Genomic DNA, 19,040 nt, shown 5'->3' on the forward strand with positions numbered 1-19,040 from the left:
GATATTGGCCGGACTGCTGCATTTGCGGCGTATACATTGTTTGGTTTTGCTGTTGCCCAAGGTTTTGCTGTAAAAACTGGCTCGTTTTTTGTTTGGTTTGCTGATATTGCTTAGCCTGCTTGTCCAGCTCCTGACGCAGCGCAGGCGAGGATGTATTGTACATATTCGCTTGCTGCATCGCCGTAAACAGCTGGCCTTGCAGTGCCAACGTGCTGTCTGTCAATTTCGTAAACAGCTGGCGAATATCAGGACAAATAGACTCTGTTGCTGCTGTTGCATATTCACGAACAACTCTTTTCAAATCGCTAAGGATCGTGCCTGCCAAATCTTCCTCAGTCAATATCGATTGCTTTTGTTGTTGCTGCATTATGATTGACCTCCTAATCTTCTTTTAAAATCCTTCTTATTGTTGAGGCTGTGTTGGAGCCATTTGCTGATGGTGCGAAATCGCATGCAGCAAAGAATCATAGTGCTGCTGATGGGTTTGAATCATTTGTGAGCATAAATTTCTAAGCGCTGGTGTAGTACCGGTAGCAACAAGCGTTGCACATTGCTTAATTAATAAATCCTCGTTGGACATAGAGTCTGCAATGTACTCCAGCTCTTTTGCCGTCATTGGCTGCATCATTTAATCATCCTCCTCTAAACTTGGTCCAAAATTACGATTTGATCCATTTATTTCGTGCCAAACGTATTATGAGCTAAATTTCCTTTATTTATGTGTCAATATTTAAATCGAAATTGCCGGTGTGAATTAATTGGAAATCCACCTCTATAATTAACTGATCGGGCTTTGGCAGCCACTCCTTACTTTTGCATGCTTGCTGCCAATAAGCTTGATGGTAACGGTACAGATGATGCTCCAGTTGAAAGAAACTAACTTTCTTCTCGAGCCCCTTGCGGAACGTATCCTCCATCTCCTGCTTAATCCGCGCTTTAACTGACGAAACAATTTCATGTTCCTGTATAACGCCATCCATTTCTGCGACATTCCCGTCTACTCGCATCTTTAATGTGAAAATGGGCTTGTCACCTTTAAAACTCACATCCACACTCCCTCTGGATGAAACGACAGCGATTGCTGCTTTCCCTTTTTCCCCTTGCGCTTTGAGCAGAAAATGCTTGAATTCAGGATCTGCCCATCTTAGCCCTGTGGCTTCAGGCTCCGTAAGATAACCGAGATATTTAAGATCTTTAAATATAAATATCCCTTCTATTAACTGGATTTGCAGCGGTTGTTTCTTTCTTTTCCAGTATTCTTCATTTGCATTCAAAGCAGGGAGAGTAGTGACCATGGAGGGTTCATTCAGCGTCTGTACCGCCAGCTGCAAGGAATAAGGACGAATGAAGCTTCTCTGGCTGTCGAGAGGGCCCGGCATATACATAATGCTGTTAAGCGGTGATTGATCAAAAAAAGTATCGCTAGTAAAAATTTTTTCAATCGGAGCTTTGGTTCCGAAAAGCAGCGACGTATACCGCGATGCCCGCTGACGATTCACCCCGTCCATGATGTCAGCGATTTTGCTCATCGCTCTCTCCTGTACGATCACGGTTTTTAAATGCTCCAAGCTCAAAATCGTTTGGCCAGAGCGAGCCAAGTCATTTAGAGCTAGCAATACGGTATCTCCCGACCCTTTTCCGATCCAAACCGGATTTGGATCAGGCTGAAGCGATTCTGTTTTTGCAATTAGGCCAAATTTAATCGTTTGGGCATAAATATCGTATTGTCCGTCCTTATAGTCGATGCCAAATGCGGATATATAGCTCACATCCGCCAAGTTAACTTCATCCCAGCAGCCTTGCAGCAGCAACGACATAAACACGATGCCTGCCAGTGCCGCACACTTTCTAAGCTGTGTTCCCTGCTTTGTAATCCATGCAAAGAGCATCATTTATTCCTCCTCGTACTCTTAAGCTTCCATGGCATTTGTATAAGCGCTGGCAGCAGCTCTTTTAAGCGCATAGGTGCAACCGGGTATAAGTAAGAGCGTCCAAATGATTCTAACGTGCACAAATAGATAAGTACCGCAAAGGAGCCGACAAAAAAACCGAAAATGCCCAGCACAGATGAGCAGATAAGGACAAGGTAACGGATGATGCTTACGGAGCCGCTTAATGACTGATTCACGAGAGTAAAGGTTGATACCGCCGTTACCGCGGCCATTACGAGCATCGTTGGCGATGTCATGCCCGCACGGATGGCTGCATCTCCAACGATCAATCCGCCTACAACAGAAACGGTTTGGCCTACTGCCCTTGGAAGTCTTACACCGGCTTCCCTGAACAGCTCGAACATGGTCAGCATCAGAAACATTTCCATCGTTGCCGACAGCGGCAATCCGATTCGCGACATCGTAACGGTTGCTAGCAGCGTAAATGGAATCTGATCCGTGTTGAATGCTGACAGCGCTATCCAAAAACCTGGCAAACAAATAGCTAATACGAGTCCTACGAGCCTTAACAAACGTTCTAATGAAACATAATAAAAGGGTAAATGTGCGTCCTCTGGTGATTTGATGAGCAGCAATAAGTTTCCTGGAGCAATAAGTGCAGATGGCGACCCATGGAGCAATATTGCTACCTTGCCTTGCAGCAAGGATTGAACGACATAATCAGGCCGTCCTACAAATTCAACGAGTGGAAATAAAGATAAGCGGCGGTCGGATAAAAGCTCCTCCAGTTGACTTCCTCCTACTAGAGCCGGAATATCGATATTGTCCAGTCTCCTTCTAGCTTCTTTAACAAGCTTGGGATCGGCCTTGCCCTCCATATGAAGCAAAGCGACCTCCGTTAAGGACTCGGAGCCGATTTTTCGATACTCTACATGCATATCTGGTGTTTTTAGCCTCATGCGGACTAATGCAACATTCGTTGAAAGCTGTTCGACGAACCCGTCGCGCGGTCCTCGAATCGATACTTCAAGCACCGACTCCTCTGGTGTCCTTCCAGGCTGATTAGCGATGTCAAATTCAAACAATCCTTCGAATTTAGCAAAGGACAATATGACACTGCCTGCAAATAGGCGGGCAAATACGTTGCTGTCAAGATCCCCAGACTGAATTTTACTAAATAACATGCTGGGCTTATGTTTTTCACCTGTATCTGCGTCTGGCACCGTTCTGAATTGCTCCGCCCATTTCTCCAATAACGGCAATAAGCCTAGCTGCAATTGTTGGTTGTCGATTAATCCATCGCAATAAATCAATGTCACTTCCATTGGACCGTCAACGTCGAGTGTCAGATTATATTCAATAACATCATGACAATCCTTCAATATGTGTTTTAACTGATCCAACGAAATATCGTTTTGATCGATCTCACTATTATGCTCGTCATGAATCATAACTGCTCTGCCTCCTCCGAGCCGATAATGGCTGTTCTTTTTTTATCACCCTGTTTTTTTCTAAACATAGACACGATCCAAATTACGATCGTTAAGAGCATGACGACAATGCCGGTGTACTGAAATGCAGCATGTAATGCCGTCCTTACCTGAAGCATATTTTTGATGCCAGCGCCCGAGATGACCAAAATGATCACGCCGAGCACAGTAGGTGATATCCACTTCTGTTTTAAACGGCGCAGCGGCCAAAATTCTGACAAAATGTGAATGGATATCGATAGACGAATAAGTGCGCCTGACATCCACTGAAAAATTGCAAAAAAATCAACATGCTCAAAATATTTCCCGATGGAGACCAGTCTCCATTGCGAAAAAGCAGGGTACCGCATTTTATCAGCTTCAACAGGGCCGAATTCTACAATCGCGCCCATTACCGGACCAAGTGTCAGCAGCGATAAGAACAAAACAAGCACGATGAAATGCCATCTTTTAAATTTTCCATGGATATGATGCTGGATGAACATGAACCCAAAAAACTCGCAAGACGAAGTCAACACATAATAAATGCCTTTCATGACCGGGCTCATCCCATTCTCGAGCATAGGCAGCAAATAGTGATAATCCTTGTGAGGCATGTTCGCAGACATGACAAAATCGCCTAACAGTACAACGATCGGCAATAATATACAGCTAACATAAGCAATGGTCCGCAGCCCTGAGACTGATGCAAACATACAAAGACCTAAAAAAACAGTACAAACCACCATGGAGGGCGTATTGGGCAAATAGGTTGTCGCAGTCCACGAAGCTGTAATAATAAGTGATTCAAAAGCAATACTCAGCTGTACCAGCAGAAAAATACTAATAATTATCCAAGCCAAAAACCGCGGCATAAGCTGTATGAGCCATTGATCAAACGGAGTTCCATCCATTCGCTTTAATATTCCATAAAAAGGAAACAAAACCCAAGGAAGGACGATTACAAGGCCAAAAATAACAGAAATCCATGCATCGCGCTTAGCAGCATCAAGCAGCAGCGGTACAACCAGAACATGATTTACAAGTCCAACAGACAAAACCATCATTAACATAGAGGGTAAAATCCCAAATGGTTTCACTTTCATAATCTTGTCACTTCCTTCCAAAGATAATGTTTCCAGATCTATGTATCTAAATGCATCCTGTCAATCTTTTATTTAAAGAGAACAAAAAAAACTATGCTTAAGCCGTCTACTGGCTAAGAGCATAGTCTTCTTTCCTACGGAATATGAACCGTCTTCACATGATCAAAATGTAAAAAAACGGGGTTTCCACTTACAGTCGCAAGCTCAATCATGCTTTGATCGACATTTTTCAGAACGCCGATTTTATTTGAATTCTCGCCGAGATCAAGCACGACGAATTCGCCGATTAATTTACGAAGCTGTTGATCAAAAGTTCTTGCAAGGGTTAGCGGGGATGGCTTTAGAGGGAATTGTTCCGGTGTTAACGTGTATGGTGTTACGTTAGGACTGTACGGAATTAAATATTTCATATGGTGGAGAGAGATGATCACCGTATGATAAACGGGAGAATAGAAGACGAAAAAATCATTCATAACGGTGGTCAAATAACCATGAATAGACTGATTACCTGTAATATAAATCTCAGAGAACATACCTTTCGCATTCATTAATATTTTTCGGTACGAGACGGGCTCATTATAAGGCTCGAAAGGCATTTCCGGTACTTCATATATTTCTTCTGCTTCTTCTTTACGAGTTGAAAGACGAAGCTGCTGCAGATGAATAAGCGGGATATACAAAAATTGTGTTCCATTATGCAGCACTAATATATCCTGACCAAACTCGATCAATTTACCTCGTATAGGCGCTACTTTCCCTGAAATCTCCAATTCGACCTGCTTATCCAACAGCGGATGACGGTTTTTCATGCAATTAACCTCCTTTCATCCGGATAGATCGCGTAATCGGGCAAAAGCTCTACCTTTTGCCCGACAGGCCATTATGATTTTTTTACTGAACTGCGAGTTGTTTTTACGGCAGCCGCATTTGCATTGCTTTTTCCACCGCTGCGATTGCCTTGTGTTTTGTTTTTATTGTTGTTTTTGCTGTCGCTTTTGTTTTCGTTTTTGCTGTTGCTTTTGTTTTCGTTTTTGCTGTTATTGTTGTTTTTGTTATTGTTGTTTCCGCCAGATTTGTTGCTTCCCGCTGCTTTAATTGATTTGATGTGGAAGTTCTGRATTTGCATAGCTTCTTTACCGGAAACGAGCAGGATTGAGTTGCTGCCTGCTTGAGCAATGAAACCTTCAACTTTCTCAGGTCCGCCGGAATTAAGCTGTACAAAGGTTTGATTCATTGCACGAATAACACCATTGAAATTGTTTGCACGAATAACTTCTGTGCTGCGACTTCCGCTTCTGTTGCCAGATCCACTTTTGTTGCCTCCGCTTGAATTGCTGGCACCTCCCTCAGTAACACTCTTAACATGGCTGTCTGCGATATAAACGACACCTTCATTTGTGTTTAAAACAAGATAGTCGCTTTTTACAGAGTGGAGCTTGCCTTGAAGTGAGTCCGGTCCGCCGCGATTAACTTTTACGTTTTTTCCTACCAAGCTTTGAAGAAAGTTATGATCCTTGTTTCCACTCTTGTTGCTTTTGTGGCTATTGTTATAACTAGCAACAGATTGACCAGCTGAATAACCATTGTTATACCATAGACTCATAAAAAAATCCCTCCGATAATTTCATAGTTTGTTGTTCTAAGACTGTCTTCAAATACGCCCTTACGACCTATTCACTTCCCATTCATTACTCTGTTGCTTTGCATCCTCCTTTTCCCATTCACTCCATCTATCATGAGTTACGAAATGTAATATATTAATATGTATACCGTATGGAAGTGGTACTAGATTGCTATCTATTTATGAGAGATTGAGCAATTCCCCTATAAATAATAGAGTAGTATAATTATAGATTTTGAACTCTACTGGTTCAGATATGGAAGCTTTCCATTGTGATCATTAGGATTGAAAACATTCATGACCAAATAATCGTGACCATCTGGGCATTAGCTGAATAGAGTATTAAGATCAAAACGCCTATCGTGTAACGGTAGGCTTTATCTTTTGCTTCGGGAGATGGTTAGATGGTTGCTGAAGTCTTGCCGACACGTTCCATACGCATGAATGCTTCTGATTTCCAAGAGATACAAAGCGATGCTTGGGGGCGTTCCTTCAAACCGGCACAGCTCGAGATGGAGGGACAAACCTATACTGCAGAGTTTGGCTTGCGGGGAGGACATACACGTAATTATTCCAAAAAATCTTATGAAGTTCGGCTTGAAAATGGCAAAACATTTCATTGGAATGCGGAATATGACGATCCATCCATGATGCGGAACGCACTTTCCTTTTACTTTTTCAATAAAATTGGTGTGCCATCCCCTCAAACCAACCACTTCTGGCTCATAATAAATGACGTGCCTCGAGGCGTTTATTTGGAAATCGAAGCGGTAGATCAACTTTTTTTCGAAAAAAGGGGCATTGGCTGCCGTTCTCTTCTCTATGCCGTCAATGACAGTGCCGACTTCAGCTTAACGGACCCTGTCTCTAAAGGTACGAAAGCTTCGTTATTTGATGGTTATGAATTGAAGCTGGGAAAGACGGGGACAAAAAAGAGGCTCGTATCGTTCGTTCGAAATATCAATCGTTTGTCTGGCAGTAAACTGAATGAGCATAATGCCAAACGCCTTGATGTATCACAATATTTATTATGGCTTGCCGGAGCTGTATTGACTGGAAATTACGATGGATTTGATCAAAACTATGCGCTTTATGAGCATAGCAAAAGTGGGAAATATCGAATCATTCCATGGGATTACGAGGGAACCTGGGGAAGAAACTGTTACGGAAAGCCTTGCGGCAGCGATCTCGTCCGTCTTCAGGGCTACAATACGCTGACAGAGAAGCTATTTACATTCCCATCGTGCAGACGAAAATATAGAGCGATCATAAAGAAACTGCTGTTATCCGCATTTACTGTGGAGAAGCTGGAACCCGTCATTTCGCAGATGCATGCACAGTTATCTCCGGCTATTCGCAGCGATTATACGCGAAAGGCGAGCTATGACACCTTTTTAGCAGAACCAGCCTTTATTCATAACTATATTGATGAAAGACGCAATATATTGCAGCAATCATTACGGGAATGGTTATAAACCACTCCCGTATGCTGATCAAAAAATATCCATGCTCATATACCGCTCTCCAGTATCTGGAGCAATGCACAGCACTCGCTTCCCAGCACCAAGACGTTTTGCAATTTGCATCGCTGCCCATACCGAAGCGCCTGAGGAAGGTCCTAGCAGCAAACCCTCTTGCGTCGCTAACGCTCTCATTGTCGTTAGAGCATGCTCATCTGAAACTTGAATGATTTCATCATAAATCGATGTATTAAGAATAGCGGGCACGAAACCAGGACTAGTACCGACAAGCTTATGCGGACCTGGCTTTCCTCCTGACAACACCGGTGACCCTTGCGGCTCTACTACCGCTACATACAAATGAGGGAGCACTTCCTTTAGCGCTTCACCTGTTCCTGTGATCGTGCCGCCTGTACCTGCGGTAGCAACGAAAGCGTCTAGCTTGCCATCTGTTTGCTCGATAATTTCTATCGCAGTCGTCATTCGGTGAATCCGCGGATTCGCATGATTCTCGAATTGATTCGGTATGTAGCTGCCCGGGCGCTCAGCCCGAAGCTCCTCCGCTTTTCGAATTGCTCCCGGCATGCGTTCAGCAGCAGGCGTAAGCACAACTTCCGCTCCGTATGCTTGCAGCAGTTTAATCCGCTCAGCAGTCATGTTGTCCGGCATAACTAATATTATGTTGTAACCTCTAGCTGCTGCGTTCATGGCTAGGCCTATGCCTGTATTGCCGCTAGTTGGTTCAATAATGGTATCACCAGGCTTAATCAAACCGCGCTTCTCGGCATCATTAATAAGAGAGAAGGCTGCGCGATCCTTTACGCTGCCGCTTGGGTTGAAGCGTTCCAGCTTAACGCATACTTCGGCGCTGCCTTCCTCTGGAAGACGGTTTAGCCTTACGACAGGCGTATTCCCAATTAATTGCGTAATGTCTGCAACTACTTTCGGCATTCCTTCACTTCCTTTCTATTTAGGTTTGTGCTTGCTGCTCTGTAAGAAACGGCTTCATGAACCACCAACCAGCAATCGGCACGATGCCAACCGCAAACAAGAGCCAAGTAATGGCGACAGCAGAATGATTCAGCGGCAAAACGATTAAATATGACGATAAGCCGATAATCCTGCCAAAAACTAATCCCGCTTCACGAAGGACGATAAATTCCTCTCGTTCCCGCGCACTTTCCTCGGACTGGCCAATGAGGTCAAATACTCTTGAGGTCATAGGTATAATATAAAGCGGCATAAACAGTGATGTTCCGATTCCGAACATAAGCAATGTAGCATAAGAGACCTTCCAGAACAGCGGCAATATAACGATTCCAATCATGATAACGCCTATGAGCATCGCCCATTTGCGATTGTTTTTTTTGAGCTTTTTGCCAACAATCCAGAAGCTGATTAAAGCAACTAAGGATGTAATGAGTGAATACGTTCCTAGCTTGCTTTCGTTTTGCGTAGCTACGTATACCGTAAGGCCAACAAGAAACATAAATACGCCTTCTCGCACGCCCTGCGCTGCAATAGCTGGAAACATGCGACGCCACGGATTTCCTTTTTGCATCAGCTGCTGGAAGCCATGCTTCCAATTATAGCGGCCTTGACCATGGCGTTTTTTAAGCCAAAAGCTGAGCACTACACTTATAGAAAATATGATTAATGAAAGGGTGAAAATAAGCCTATATCCCTTTTCTCCTTGCATCGACGTGATAAGCAAGCCTGATACCCACGGCGCCACGATACCTGCCGCAGAACCAAGCAGCCCCGACCAGCCATTGAAACGATCCCGATTATCTGGATCTGTCACTTCGAAATAAACTACATTAAATGCGACCCAAAAAAAACCGAGTGCCATCCCATTTAAAAGGCCAAGCGGCAAATAATATACTTTCGCTTGTGTACCCAGCAGCAGTACTGAACAATAAAACACGCCTGACAAAATAATGCCTATGCGCAAACTATTCATTTTGTTATGCTCTTTTACCCATTTCCCAACAACCCAAAAGGTTAAACCACTCATTACATATTGACCCATAGTGAACCAACCGATCAACATATAAGATTGGCTTGCTTTCCATAAGTATACGGGAACAAACGTCCCAGACAGCGCGTTCGCAATACCGTAAAGCGCCTGCACAATAAGTAAAAGGGCTGCTTGTCCATTTAAGGTTTTTGCCAAAACGATTCCTCCTGCCGCAGGCCAGTTCATGCATTCACATGTCTAGCCCTTTACGTATCAGAATTACGTTTTGTAAGATTCCCTTTTTGGATGCAGCCCATGCCCGTCCATTATTGCCAGTTGTTTGTTATTCTTCCGGTGTTAGACGATTGATCATTTGCTCGCGGTCGCCTGAACTCAGCAAGGACGAGGTTTGATAGCAAACGGGACAAACGTACAAGGTCAATTGAAAAGGAGTTTCGAGCACCGCTTTTCCTAAAGATGGAGCGATTCTAGACTCGAATTGCTGCCCATCAATTGTCTGTACGCCTGCTTCGATCATATACGCCCGACATGCCGGGCATTCAGGTACTTCATCCTGATCATCAAGCACACGCTGAACCGTTTCTTCCACAGCAAATCGTGCACTGTCAGCATTGCGGAAACCATCACCCTGAGCTAGCCAACGTTTATGGTTCGGATCATCGGAATCGTCTTCTTCCGCTTCTTCCTCCAGTTCATCGTCTGACCAATCGTCTTCAGGTTCCTCGCCATTTTGCTTTGCTGCTCTGCGAGCATCATTGATTTTTAGCGCCTGAACAGCTTTTTCATGCTCATCAGCTTCCACTTCATCCTCATCATAACCAAGCTCTATCGTACGATATGCGCTTAATTCATTGTCGCAATGCGGACAATGYGATTCCGGCCCAATTTCTTCATCCCATACAATTTCCGTTAAACACCAAGGACATATCAAATGCTCATCCATGCTCATAACTTCCCCTCTAATGATTCATTAAATATACGATACCGAAAACAAAAAACAAAACAGCGACAACCGCTAGTATTCTCCATAAATATTTCATATGGTTTCACCCCGTTTATATAATGACAGTTGCACCAATCACGTAAGATAAAGATACAGAAATGATCATTGCAATAAGCCCTACCGCACGGTTATCACGAGCGATTTCGTCATCGATTCRAAAAACAGGCGTTAGAAATTCGAATAAAAAATATGCTGCCATAAGTATGACGAAACCGAACGCACCCCAAATAAGGCTTTGATACACCGAATCGTTGGACTCGATGGAAAACCTGAAAATATTACAAATACCGAATATTTTACCGCTTGTCGCCATAGCAACAGCAACGTTTCCCTTTTTTATCTCCRTCCAGCATTTATATTTGGTTACGAGCTCAAAGCACGATAAAAAAACGATGAGAGACAGCACCGCAACCGATACATAAACAAGTGAAGCAGCATACGGATTGCTCAGCAACTGATCGACTTCATTACTCATTTACAAGACCCCTCCATCATCTGCCGTATTCGATTGCGCAATGGCTAGGAGCTATTTAAGCTCCACAACCGTCACGCCAACGCCGCCCTCGCCATAATTGCCGAGTCGAAAGCTCTTCGCATGGCTGTGTCTACGCAAATATTGCTGTATTCCAGTACGAAGCACACCAGTGCCTTTACCATGAATAATAGCAACCTGAGCTAAGCCTGATAAAAAGGCCTCATCAAGAAAACGGTCAACCTCAAGGATTGCTTCTTCCAGATTTTCTCCGCGAAGATCGAGCTCCATCTTAATATTTTCTTCTCTGGTGCGCTGCAAGCTGGCTGCTTGCTTCGGCTGTTGTGTCTTACTAGCGGCAGCTCCAGAGCTTCGCAGCTCCAAATCATCCAGCGCAACCTTCATCTTCATAATGCCCAGCTGCACTGTAGCATCGGAACCATGAATTTCCACAACCGTGCCCTTCTGATTTAAGCTATAAACGGTTACTTCGTCGCCAGCTTCAATCTTAACCTGCTTCGTTGCTGTCTTGGAAGCTCCCCGCTTCGATTTCTGAAGCTCGGGAGCCGCTTCATCAAGCTTGCGGCGTGCCTCAATGAGCTTATGCTCCTTGACGGAGGCACCCTCCTCCATTGCAAGCTTGCGCAAATCCGCAATAATTTGTTCTGCCTCGCGTTTGGCTTTGAGGACAGCCTCGCGAGCCTCATCTTGCGCCTTCTGCATCAGCTTTTCTTTCTGCTCTTCAAAGCGCAAACTCTCTGCCTCATGGCGCGCGCGCAGCGTCTCCATCTCACGGCGGAGCGACTCTGCCGTTTGACGTTCCGTTTCAGCGCCTAACCGGTTCTCTTCAAGGGAGGCGATCATATTTTCAACCCGTTGATCCTCTTCGCTTACTTCTCCTCTTGCATGCTCAATAATCGAACGAGCAAGTCCTAAACGCTCGGCGATAGCAAATGCATTGCTTCGGCCAGGAACACCAACAAGCAGACGGTACGTAGGGCTTAAAGTAGCAACATCAAACTCCATGCTGGCGTTAATGACTCCCTTGCGATTATAAGCATAAGCTTTCAGCTCGCTGTAGTGCGTAGTTGCTACAATACGGCTTTCCATAGCATGAACATGCTCCAATATGGCAATCGCAAGCGCCGAGCCTTCAGCTGGATCTGTTCCTGCACCAAGCTCATCAAGCAGCACTAAGCTCTTTGATGTCATGGAGCCTAAAATGCGAATGATGTTTTTGAGATGGCTGGAAAACGTACTGAGGCTTTGTTCAATGCTCTGCTCATCACCAATATCGGCGTAGATAGCATCAAATACACAAAGCTGGCTGCCATCCTCAGCAGGTACAAACAATCCTGACATGGCCATAAGGCTAAGCAGTCCGATGGTTTTCAAGGAAACCGTTTTACCGCCTGTATTCGGTCCCGTTACAATGATGGAAGTGTATTGATTGCCAAGCTCCACATCGAGTGGAACAACCTGCTCAGGTGCAATTAGCGGATGGCGTCCACGTTTTATTTTCAGAAAACCTCGGTCATTCATCCGCGGCTGTGTAGCCTTCATGAGATGAGCAAGCCGAGCCTTTGCAAAAGCAAAATCGATTTGACCAAGCAAATCCAAGTTATAAATAAGATCTTCTACATAATCGGATGCCAAAGCAGTTAGCTTCTGCAAAATTTTCTCAATTTCCCGCAGCTCGCCTGCCTTTAGCTCTCGAAGCTTATTGTTCATTGCAACTATGGCTTCCGGTTCGATAAACAACGTTGCGCCAGAACCAGACTGATCGTGCACGATTCCGCCAAAGTGAGAACGGTATTCCTGTTTCACTGGAATAACATATCTATCGTTGCGAAGTGTTACGATGGCGTCCTGCAGCATTTTTTGAACGGACGAGGAACGGACCATTTGATCCATTTTCTCACGAATCCGTGATTCGCCATTTCTAAGCTCGCGCCGGATAGAGGCCAGTTCAGCACTAGCACTGTCCATCACTTCCGCTTGGTCATCGATGCAATCAAAAATCGCATCCTCAAGCGACTTATGCTCACTTATTTGATCTGCAATATGGTGCAGCATTGGAATGGGATTATCTTCATGCAAAACGCTGATATGCCGTTTTACACGTCTACCGCCCCGTGCGGTATTCGCAATATCCAGAAGCTCAGCCGGATTAAGGGTACCGCCTATACGGGCACGGTGAAGCGGCGCTGATATGTCCACAATTCCCCCAAATGGCGCACTGCCTTTAAGACGATCAGCTGTGTAGGCCTCGTCGGTAATTTGCAAAATCTGCTTTACCGATTCCAGATCCGAAACCGGCTGCAGCGACTCAGCAATGGTTTTCCCAAGCGATGTTGCTGCATGCTGAGACAATCTATGTATGATTTTAGGATATTCAAGTGTCTTCAAAATTTTAGTGTCCAACAATTAACACTCCTCTCGCCTTCCTATTATAGCCGAATCACGACTTTGATGCACGAACTGAACCGTTGTTTCATACATAAATGATGCTCAATTGGTCACAATATAAACGAACGAGCCGTCTAACGACGCAACTTTAGCAATACTGTACGGAAGGAAATAACAAAGAACTGCGAACGTGGGCGACTATAAGCTACACAAGTACCAAAACAGCTCCAGTTTTGTTTTCCATTTGTTAAACTTAAGGAGGGTTATAAAATGTCTTTTTTGGGACATGTCGTCCGGTTTATCGTAGCCGCGCTGGTATTAATGCTTGTTGGGTTTATCGTTCCACAATTTAGCGTAGGCGGATTTTGGAGCGCCTTTTTCTTAGCGCTTGTCATTGCTGCACTAGGCTGGGTAATTGAAGGCATATTCGGCAAGCGGGTTACACCCTTTGGCCGAGGAATCGTCGGCTTCATCGCAAGCGCAGCTGTTATCTGGATTGCTCAGTTTATCGTAGGCGGCGTAACTGTAACCTTGCTTGGCGCCATCTTAGCTGCTCTTGTTATCGGGATCATCGACCTGTTCATTCCGGTCAGCACTCCCTATGAAGCAGGCAGACGCGATCGCGATTAATGCAGGCTTTATGTGAGACCAGCCCTTGATTGCCTTAATGGCGGTCAAGGGCTGATTGCTGCGTACTGCCAAATTTTCGCGTTTCCCCTAATCATTTCACAAGAAATTCATGAGTTTGTCATCACACCGTCACTGCAATTGAAAGCTAGTTAAGGTACAATAGATACAATCCAAAACATTCCTATTACATTGGATAATCGAAAGGGGACGCTTTACGAATGAAAAAATGGTTATTATTTGCAAGCGCAATGTGTTTAGTCGTTGTCATTGCTGCATGCGGCACAAACACAGCCAAACCCGAAAATAAAGAAACAAATACAACAGTAGCAGATAGCGGAGCTTCTTCATCTGACCTTGTCATGACAGCATCTAACTGGAAATTTGACAAAAAGGAATATAAAATCAAAGCCGGCGAGACGGTTAATCTCAAGCTTGATTCGGTTGACGGCATTCATGGCGTTCAGATCCAAAAAACCGACTACAAGCTTTCAAATGGCGACACGATCGCTGTAAACATTAGTGAGCCAGGAAGTTATCAAATGATTTGTTCCGTTCCATGCGGAGCAGGGCATAGAGAAATGAAAGCTGTTTTAGTCGTAGAATAAACGTTTCTGAAAATAAATAAAACTTAAAAACAGCCGAGCTGGATGGAATGAATCTGCTCTGCTGTTTTTTTGTTGTTTCCTGTTCTATTTTACTCTGAGAAGAGAGGCTAAAGCAGGATAAACTTCCGTTATATTTATTTTTTACCTAAGCAGTGAGCATTTGGGGGATCATATCATTTTTTTCTCTATTCACGCAGCCAAACTACATATATTTTTCTTTTATCGCATATATCATTTTTATTTAACAATCGAGTAAGAAAATTTGATGACCTTCCTCTTTCCCCTCCTTGTCCCCTCTGATAAAATATTAACAATATGCAAAGCGAAAGGAGAAATGGTGATGGGAATTTTACAAAATCGAGTCGCCATTGTTAGTGGAGCTGGTACGGGGCTTGGACGTGCAGCTTCAATCTCGTTTGCAGCAGAAGGCGCAGATGTTGTGCTGCTTGGGAGAAGACTTGCGAAGCTTGAGGAAACTGCTTCGATTGTAAAGGCAAAGACGGGAAAAGATGCATTAGTGCTGCAAACAGATGTCTCCGATGAGCAGCAAGTCCAAGACACCATTTCAGCAGTCGTCCAGCAATTTGGGCATATCGATATTATTTTGAACAATGCTGCTGTTCTTGAATCAGGTAGTGTGCTCGAACTAACCTCAGAAGAATGGCAAAATCAAATTGCGATCAATCTGACAGGACCATTTCTGCTGACTAAGGCTGTTTTACCAACTATGCGCAGAGCAAAATATGGACGAATTATTAATATTACCTCCGGCCTGTCATGGAACGGCGCAGGCGGCTATGCAGCATATAGCGCAGCCAAGGCAGGATTAGAGTCGTTGACACGCACCTTAGCCGATGAGGAGTATGAGCATGGTATTCTTGCAAACCTCTATAATCCCGGCATGCTTCGTACAGAAATGCACGCGACCGGCAAAGATCCTGCAATCGTTACACCGGACTTGATTCGTCTAGCAAGCTTGTCCGCCGGCGGTCCAACTGGCACAATCGTATCTTATGGTTAATCTCTAAAAAGAAACCGCAGAAACAAACGTCGGCAATAGCCTTTGTTTGTTTCTGCGGTTTCTTGGTTCTTATCGCTGGATCAGCTGTGCTCGATGAGCTCGATCCATTCGTTGTATTCGGTTTGCAGCTTCGAATATTCATTTTTCAGCTTATGATGCTGCTCCTGCAGATCAGCGTGATCCTCAGCTAGCCTCTCTGCAGAACGAGCTGCTTCATCGCGTTCATAGACAAGTGACTCAAGTGCGCTTGCCGCCTCATCACGCTCACTGGCTAATCGCGCAGCCTGACGAGCTGCTTCATCTCTTTCTGTTGCAAGCTTAGACGTATGCTCGCTCAGCTCTTCCTTCAAATCGGATGCGGCAGCTGCTTCCTGCATTGCTCGCTCTAGCCGCTCTCTCAGCTCCTCTTCCGCTGATTCACGCGACTTCTTCTCAAGCTCATACTGCTTCACCTCAGCAGCCACCTGTTCCGCATATTGCTGCTGTGCCTGCAATCGCTCACTGAGCTCACGTTCACGGGCAGAAGCCGCTTCTAGCTGCTGAGCTGCAATGCGCTCTCGAGCTGCTGTCCATTCCAACTGCTCCGTTAGCTCTTGTTCTCTAATTTGCAGTTTCTCCAAATTAGCCTTATAGACCTGTTCTCCGTTTGCCGCAGAAGCCGCAATTTGCTCAATTTTGTCCAGCTGCGCTTGCAGCTTCTGGGTCGCAGTCTCGTAATCGTGCTGCTGAAGCAGCAGCAGCTCCTCTTGATCCGCAGATAGCTGCTTCAATTGCTCGTCATGCTCTGCTGCCAGTTGCTGCAAGCGAGCTTCACGTTCATTCACTATCTGCTTGCGAACCTCATCCTGCTTGGCAGCAAGCTCATTATAGCGCTCTTCATACTGGTCAACGAGCTGCTCCGCAATAGCGGCCTGCTCGATAGCCGCTGCTTTGGACTTGGCTTCAAAATCATTTGTCAGCTGCTTCTGAGCATCTTCAAATTGAATCGCTTGCTCAAGCAGCTTCTCTTCGTATTTCTGAACGAGTTCATTCTGCCTAGCTTCATACTCGGCTGCCTTTTGCTTTGCCTGCTCATTATAATCATGAGCCAGCTGCTTATTTTGCTCCTCGTACTGCACAGCCTGCTCTAGCAGCTGTTCTTCATGAAGCGAAGCCATTGTTCTATTATTTGCTTCATGCTCAGCTGCTTTTTGCTTGCTCCGCTCCTCGTATTCAAGGACAAGCTGTTTACTTTGCTCCTCATATAGCAGTGCCTGCTCTAGAAGCTGCTCTTCATGTTGCTCTGCTTGCTGCTGCAGCTGCTCTTCATATTGTCTAGCAAGCTTCTTATTCAGTTCCTCATGGCTTGCTGCGAGCTCCTTGTACCTAGCATCCTTCTCTTCTGCCAACTGCTCATAGCGTTCATTGCTTTCTGCGGTCATTTGCTTAAACAGCTCGTCATTGTCGGCTTCGACTATTCGCAGCTGTCCTTCATGCTCCTCGCGCAGCGTCCTAGCAAGCTCACGCTTCTCATCCTCAAGCTTTTGCAGTTTCTGCTCATGCTCTTCTTCCAGCAATTCCTTCTGATTTTCAAGCTCAATCCGAAGCAGGTTGTTATGCTCTTCTGTCTGCTTCTGACTCATCAATTCTTGCTCTTCCAGCTCAAGCTGCAGCTTTAATAACTCCTCTTCAAGCTCAAGCTGCTTCTGTTCCTGCTGCTGCTCACGTTCCGCTGCTTCTTTCAATCGCGTTTGCAAATCTGTTGCCCGCTTATCCGCAGCGGAAACATGACTGCGTTCATGAACAAGCTTCTGTTCCAGCTCTTGGATTTGTGCTATGGACTGGCTGCTCTGTTCCTGCAACTCCTCGATCTTGCTGCGTGTTTCATTCAGCTCGCTTTGCAGCAGCTCCCATTCGTTTTCTTTTTCACGGAGCTCCTGTTCCAGCTGAGCATATGATGTGCGGAAGGATTCCTCCTGCTCCATTGCCTGAACGAGCTGCTCATCTGCTGAATTTATACGATTTTCAAATAATTCCTTGTCCTTCTTCCAGCCTTCTTGAAGCTCAGCAATTTGGGTTTGCAGCTTGCCTCGCTCCTCCAGCCAGCCGTTTCTACGCCGCTCAAGATCAGCACGAAAAGCTTGTTCCGCTTTAACGGCTTCTGCCTTCCAAGCCTGCTCACGCTCTTCACTCTGGCGGGCAATTTCTAGCTGCGAGGTTTCTGCATGGGCTAACCAGCTGAGTTCTCGCTCATCCCATTTACTCTGCCAGCTTCCTTCAAGCTCAGTCARCTGCGCCTCTTTCTCTGCCTTTAATGCTGTAAGCAGTGTTTCTTGCTCCGAGGCTAAAGCATTTAATTGGGCTTCTTTTTCTTGTCTAAGTGAAGCCAGTTCATCTGCCTTCACTTGTTCAAGCTCCAATCGCAGTTCTTCCTTCTCCAGCTCCAATTCAAGCTGCTGATTTTCCTTGGACAATCGCAATTCAGCCAGTTCTGCATCCTTTTGTTTTCTCAGCATGGCAAACTCTGCTTGCTCTGCTTCCTTCTGACTTGCAAGCTCTGCCAGCTCTAATTCCTTCTGATTTGCAAGTTCTGCAAGCTCTAATTCCCTCAGACTTGCAAGTTCTGCAAGTTCTGTTTCCTTCAGACTTGCAAGCTCTGCCAGTTCTAATTCCTTCTGACTTGCAAGCTCTGCAAGTTCTGTTTCCTTCAGATTTGCAAGTTCTGCAAGCTCAGCAGCCTTCTTGCTGCTAAGCTCTTCTATTTTCGTTTCCATCACACGCTTTAATTCATTCRGCTCTGAATCCTTCCGAGCTTGGAGCTGTGCAAATTGCTCATCCTTTTTCGTTCTGAGCGCTGTAATCCGTTCCACATTTTCTTGTGTAAGACGGATGATCGTCTCCTCTTGCACCTTCATTGCCTCGGCTGCTGCCGCTTGCTGAGCTGAAGCTTGCTCTGCGGCAAGCGCCAGCATTTCGTTCAGCTCTGCTTCTGCCGCCGCTTTAGCCTTTTGCAATTGCTCGCTTGCCATACGCTTCGTCTCAGCAAGCTCAGCTTTAAGCGAGACCGCTTGCTCGCTCATTTGCTCCAGCTCTCTGATCAGGAGATTAAGCTTCGCTTCTTCCTCCAGGAGTCTTGTATTGTCGCGGCGCAATCGAAATACTTCCTCTGTTATTTGCACAGCAGAGAGGACAGCCAGCTTCGGCATATCAAGACGCGGATACCCCTTCGCCAGCTTCTTCATGCTCTCGTCAATCGCCGCTGCAACCCTTTTCATATATTCTACGTTGGTATGGCCCTTTAACTTATATTGAATTCCATATATATCAACCGTAACTACCGTTTGTTCAGCATCCATTAAGGCGAATCCTCCTAATATACAAGTAGAGCTAGC

The 19,040-nt window shown here is 45.2% G+C and carries 17 protein-coding genes; 4 read left to right on the forward strand and 13 right to left on the reverse strand.

From position 1 onward, the window contains the following. The 7 genes from AC1DSE_RS07250 to AC1DSE_RS07280 form a co-directional block, all read right to left on the reverse strand. A partial coding sequence (locus AC1DSE_RS07250; protein WP_477527538.1) for a spore coat protein occupies positions 1–367 on the reverse strand: 367 nt, incomplete at its 3' end. A gap of 36 nt (positions 368–403) precedes the next feature. After that, positions 404–628 carry a hypothetical protein gene (locus AC1DSE_RS07255; protein WP_339207707.1) on the reverse strand — a complete coding sequence of 75 codons (225 nt, stop codon included), beginning with the start codon at positions 626–628 and terminating at the stop codon, positions 404–406. Between the two features lie 88 nt (positions 629–716). Next, positions 717–1,892 (reverse strand): Ger(x)C family spore germination protein, encoded by a 1,176-nt coding sequence (locus AC1DSE_RS07260; RefSeq protein WP_477509346.1) that lies wholly within the window; start codon positions 1,890–1,892, stop codon positions 717–719. Then, entirely contained in the window at positions 1,889–3,343 is a 1,455-nt protein-coding gene (locus AC1DSE_RS07265; RefSeq protein ID WP_477509347.1) for a spore germination protein, read from the reverse strand. Before AC1DSE_RS07265 ends, AC1DSE_RS07260 begins: the two co-directional genes overlap by 4 nt. After that, positions 3,340–4,467 (reverse strand): GerAB/ArcD/ProY family transporter, encoded by a 1,128-nt coding sequence (locus tag AC1DSE_RS07270; protein WP_477509348.1) that lies wholly within the window; start codon positions 4,465–4,467, stop codon positions 3,340–3,342. The genes AC1DSE_RS07265 and AC1DSE_RS07270 overlap by 4 nt, the downstream gene beginning before the upstream one ends. Before the next feature lie 134 nt (positions 4,468–4,601). After that, complete coding sequence (locus tag AC1DSE_RS07275; protein WP_441879009.1) at positions 4,602–5,276, reverse strand: DUF2642 domain-containing protein; 675 nt, start codon at positions 5,274–5,276, stop codon at positions 4,602–4,604. Positions 5,277–5,347: 71 nt separating this feature from the next. Next, entirely contained in the window at positions 5,348–6,070 is a 723-nt protein-coding gene (locus AC1DSE_RS07280) for a DUF6897 domain-containing protein (RefSeq protein WP_477509349.1), read from the reverse strand. Between the two features lie 422 nt (positions 6,071–6,492). On the opposite strand from AC1DSE_RS07280, the gene AC1DSE_RS07285 reads away from it, so the two are divergent. Further along, complete coding sequence (locus AC1DSE_RS07285) at positions 6,493–7,563, forward strand: CotH kinase family protein (RefSeq protein WP_477527539.1); 1,071 nt, start codon at positions 6,493–6,495, stop codon at positions 7,561–7,563. An 18-nt stretch (positions 7,564–7,581) separates the two neighbouring features. Here AC1DSE_RS07285 and cysK read toward each other — a convergent pair whose 3' ends face one another. The 5 genes from cysK to AC1DSE_RS07310 all read right to left on the reverse strand — a co-directional run bounded on the left by cysK (position 7,582) and on the right by AC1DSE_RS07310 (position 13,428). Further along, positions 7,582–8,499: a cysteine synthase A gene (cysK, locus tag AC1DSE_RS07290; RefSeq protein ID WP_477509351.1), complete on the reverse strand. Its 918-nt coding sequence runs from the start codon at positions 8,497–8,499 to the stop codon at positions 7,582–7,584. A gap of 19 nt (positions 8,500–8,518) precedes the next feature. After that, entirely contained in the window at positions 8,519–9,724 is a 1,206-nt protein-coding gene (locus AC1DSE_RS07295) for an MFS transporter (RefSeq protein ID WP_339207698.1), read from the reverse strand. A 127-nt stretch (positions 9,725–9,851) separates the two neighbouring features. Then, positions 9,852–10,472: a hypothetical protein gene (locus tag AC1DSE_RS07300; RefSeq protein ID WP_144376747.1), complete on the reverse strand. Its 621-nt coding sequence runs from the start codon at positions 10,470–10,472 to the stop codon at positions 9,852–9,854. A 112-nt stretch (positions 10,473–10,584) separates the two neighbouring features. Next, positions 10,585–11,007: a DUF350 domain-containing protein gene (locus AC1DSE_RS07305; RefSeq protein WP_477527540.1), complete on the reverse strand. Its 423-nt coding sequence runs from the start codon at positions 11,005–11,007 to the stop codon at positions 10,585–10,587. A 51-nt stretch (positions 11,008–11,058) separates the two neighbouring features. Further along, positions 11,059–13,428 (reverse strand): endonuclease MutS2, encoded by a 2,370-nt coding sequence (locus AC1DSE_RS07310; RefSeq protein WP_339207696.1) that lies wholly within the window; start codon positions 13,426–13,428, stop codon positions 11,059–11,061. Positions 13,429–13,683: 255 nt separating this feature from the next. On the opposite strand from AC1DSE_RS07310, the gene AC1DSE_RS07315 reads away from it, so the two are divergent. From AC1DSE_RS07315 to AC1DSE_RS07325, 3 genes are all read left to right on the forward strand, one after another. Further along, complete coding sequence (locus AC1DSE_RS07315; RefSeq protein ID WP_076267892.1) at positions 13,684–14,043, forward strand: phage holin family protein; 360 nt, start codon at positions 13,684–13,686, stop codon at positions 14,041–14,043. A 218-nt stretch (positions 14,044–14,261) separates the two neighbouring features. After that, positions 14,262–14,648 carry a cytochrome C oxidase subunit II gene (locus AC1DSE_RS07320; RefSeq protein ID WP_339207695.1) on the forward strand — a complete coding sequence of 129 codons (387 nt, stop codon included), beginning with the start codon at positions 14,262–14,264 and terminating at the stop codon, positions 14,646–14,648. A 340-nt stretch (positions 14,649–14,988) separates the two neighbouring features. Then, a complete protein-coding gene (locus tag AC1DSE_RS07325; RefSeq protein ID WP_339207694.1) occupies positions 14,989–15,669 on the forward strand; it encodes an SDR family NAD(P)-dependent oxidoreductase in 681 nt (226 codons plus the stop codon). A gap of 80 nt (positions 15,670–15,749) precedes the next feature. Here the strand turns inward: AC1DSE_RS07325 and AC1DSE_RS07330 are convergent, their stop codons facing one another. Beyond that, positions 15,750–19,004: a hypothetical protein gene (locus AC1DSE_RS07330; RefSeq protein ID WP_477527541.1), complete on the reverse strand. Its 3,255-nt coding sequence runs from the start codon at positions 19,002–19,004 to the stop codon at positions 15,750–15,752. Between the last annotated feature and the right edge of the window lie 36 nt (positions 19,005–19,040).

This window comes from Paenibacillus sp. 01L418, from assembly GCF_056400045.1.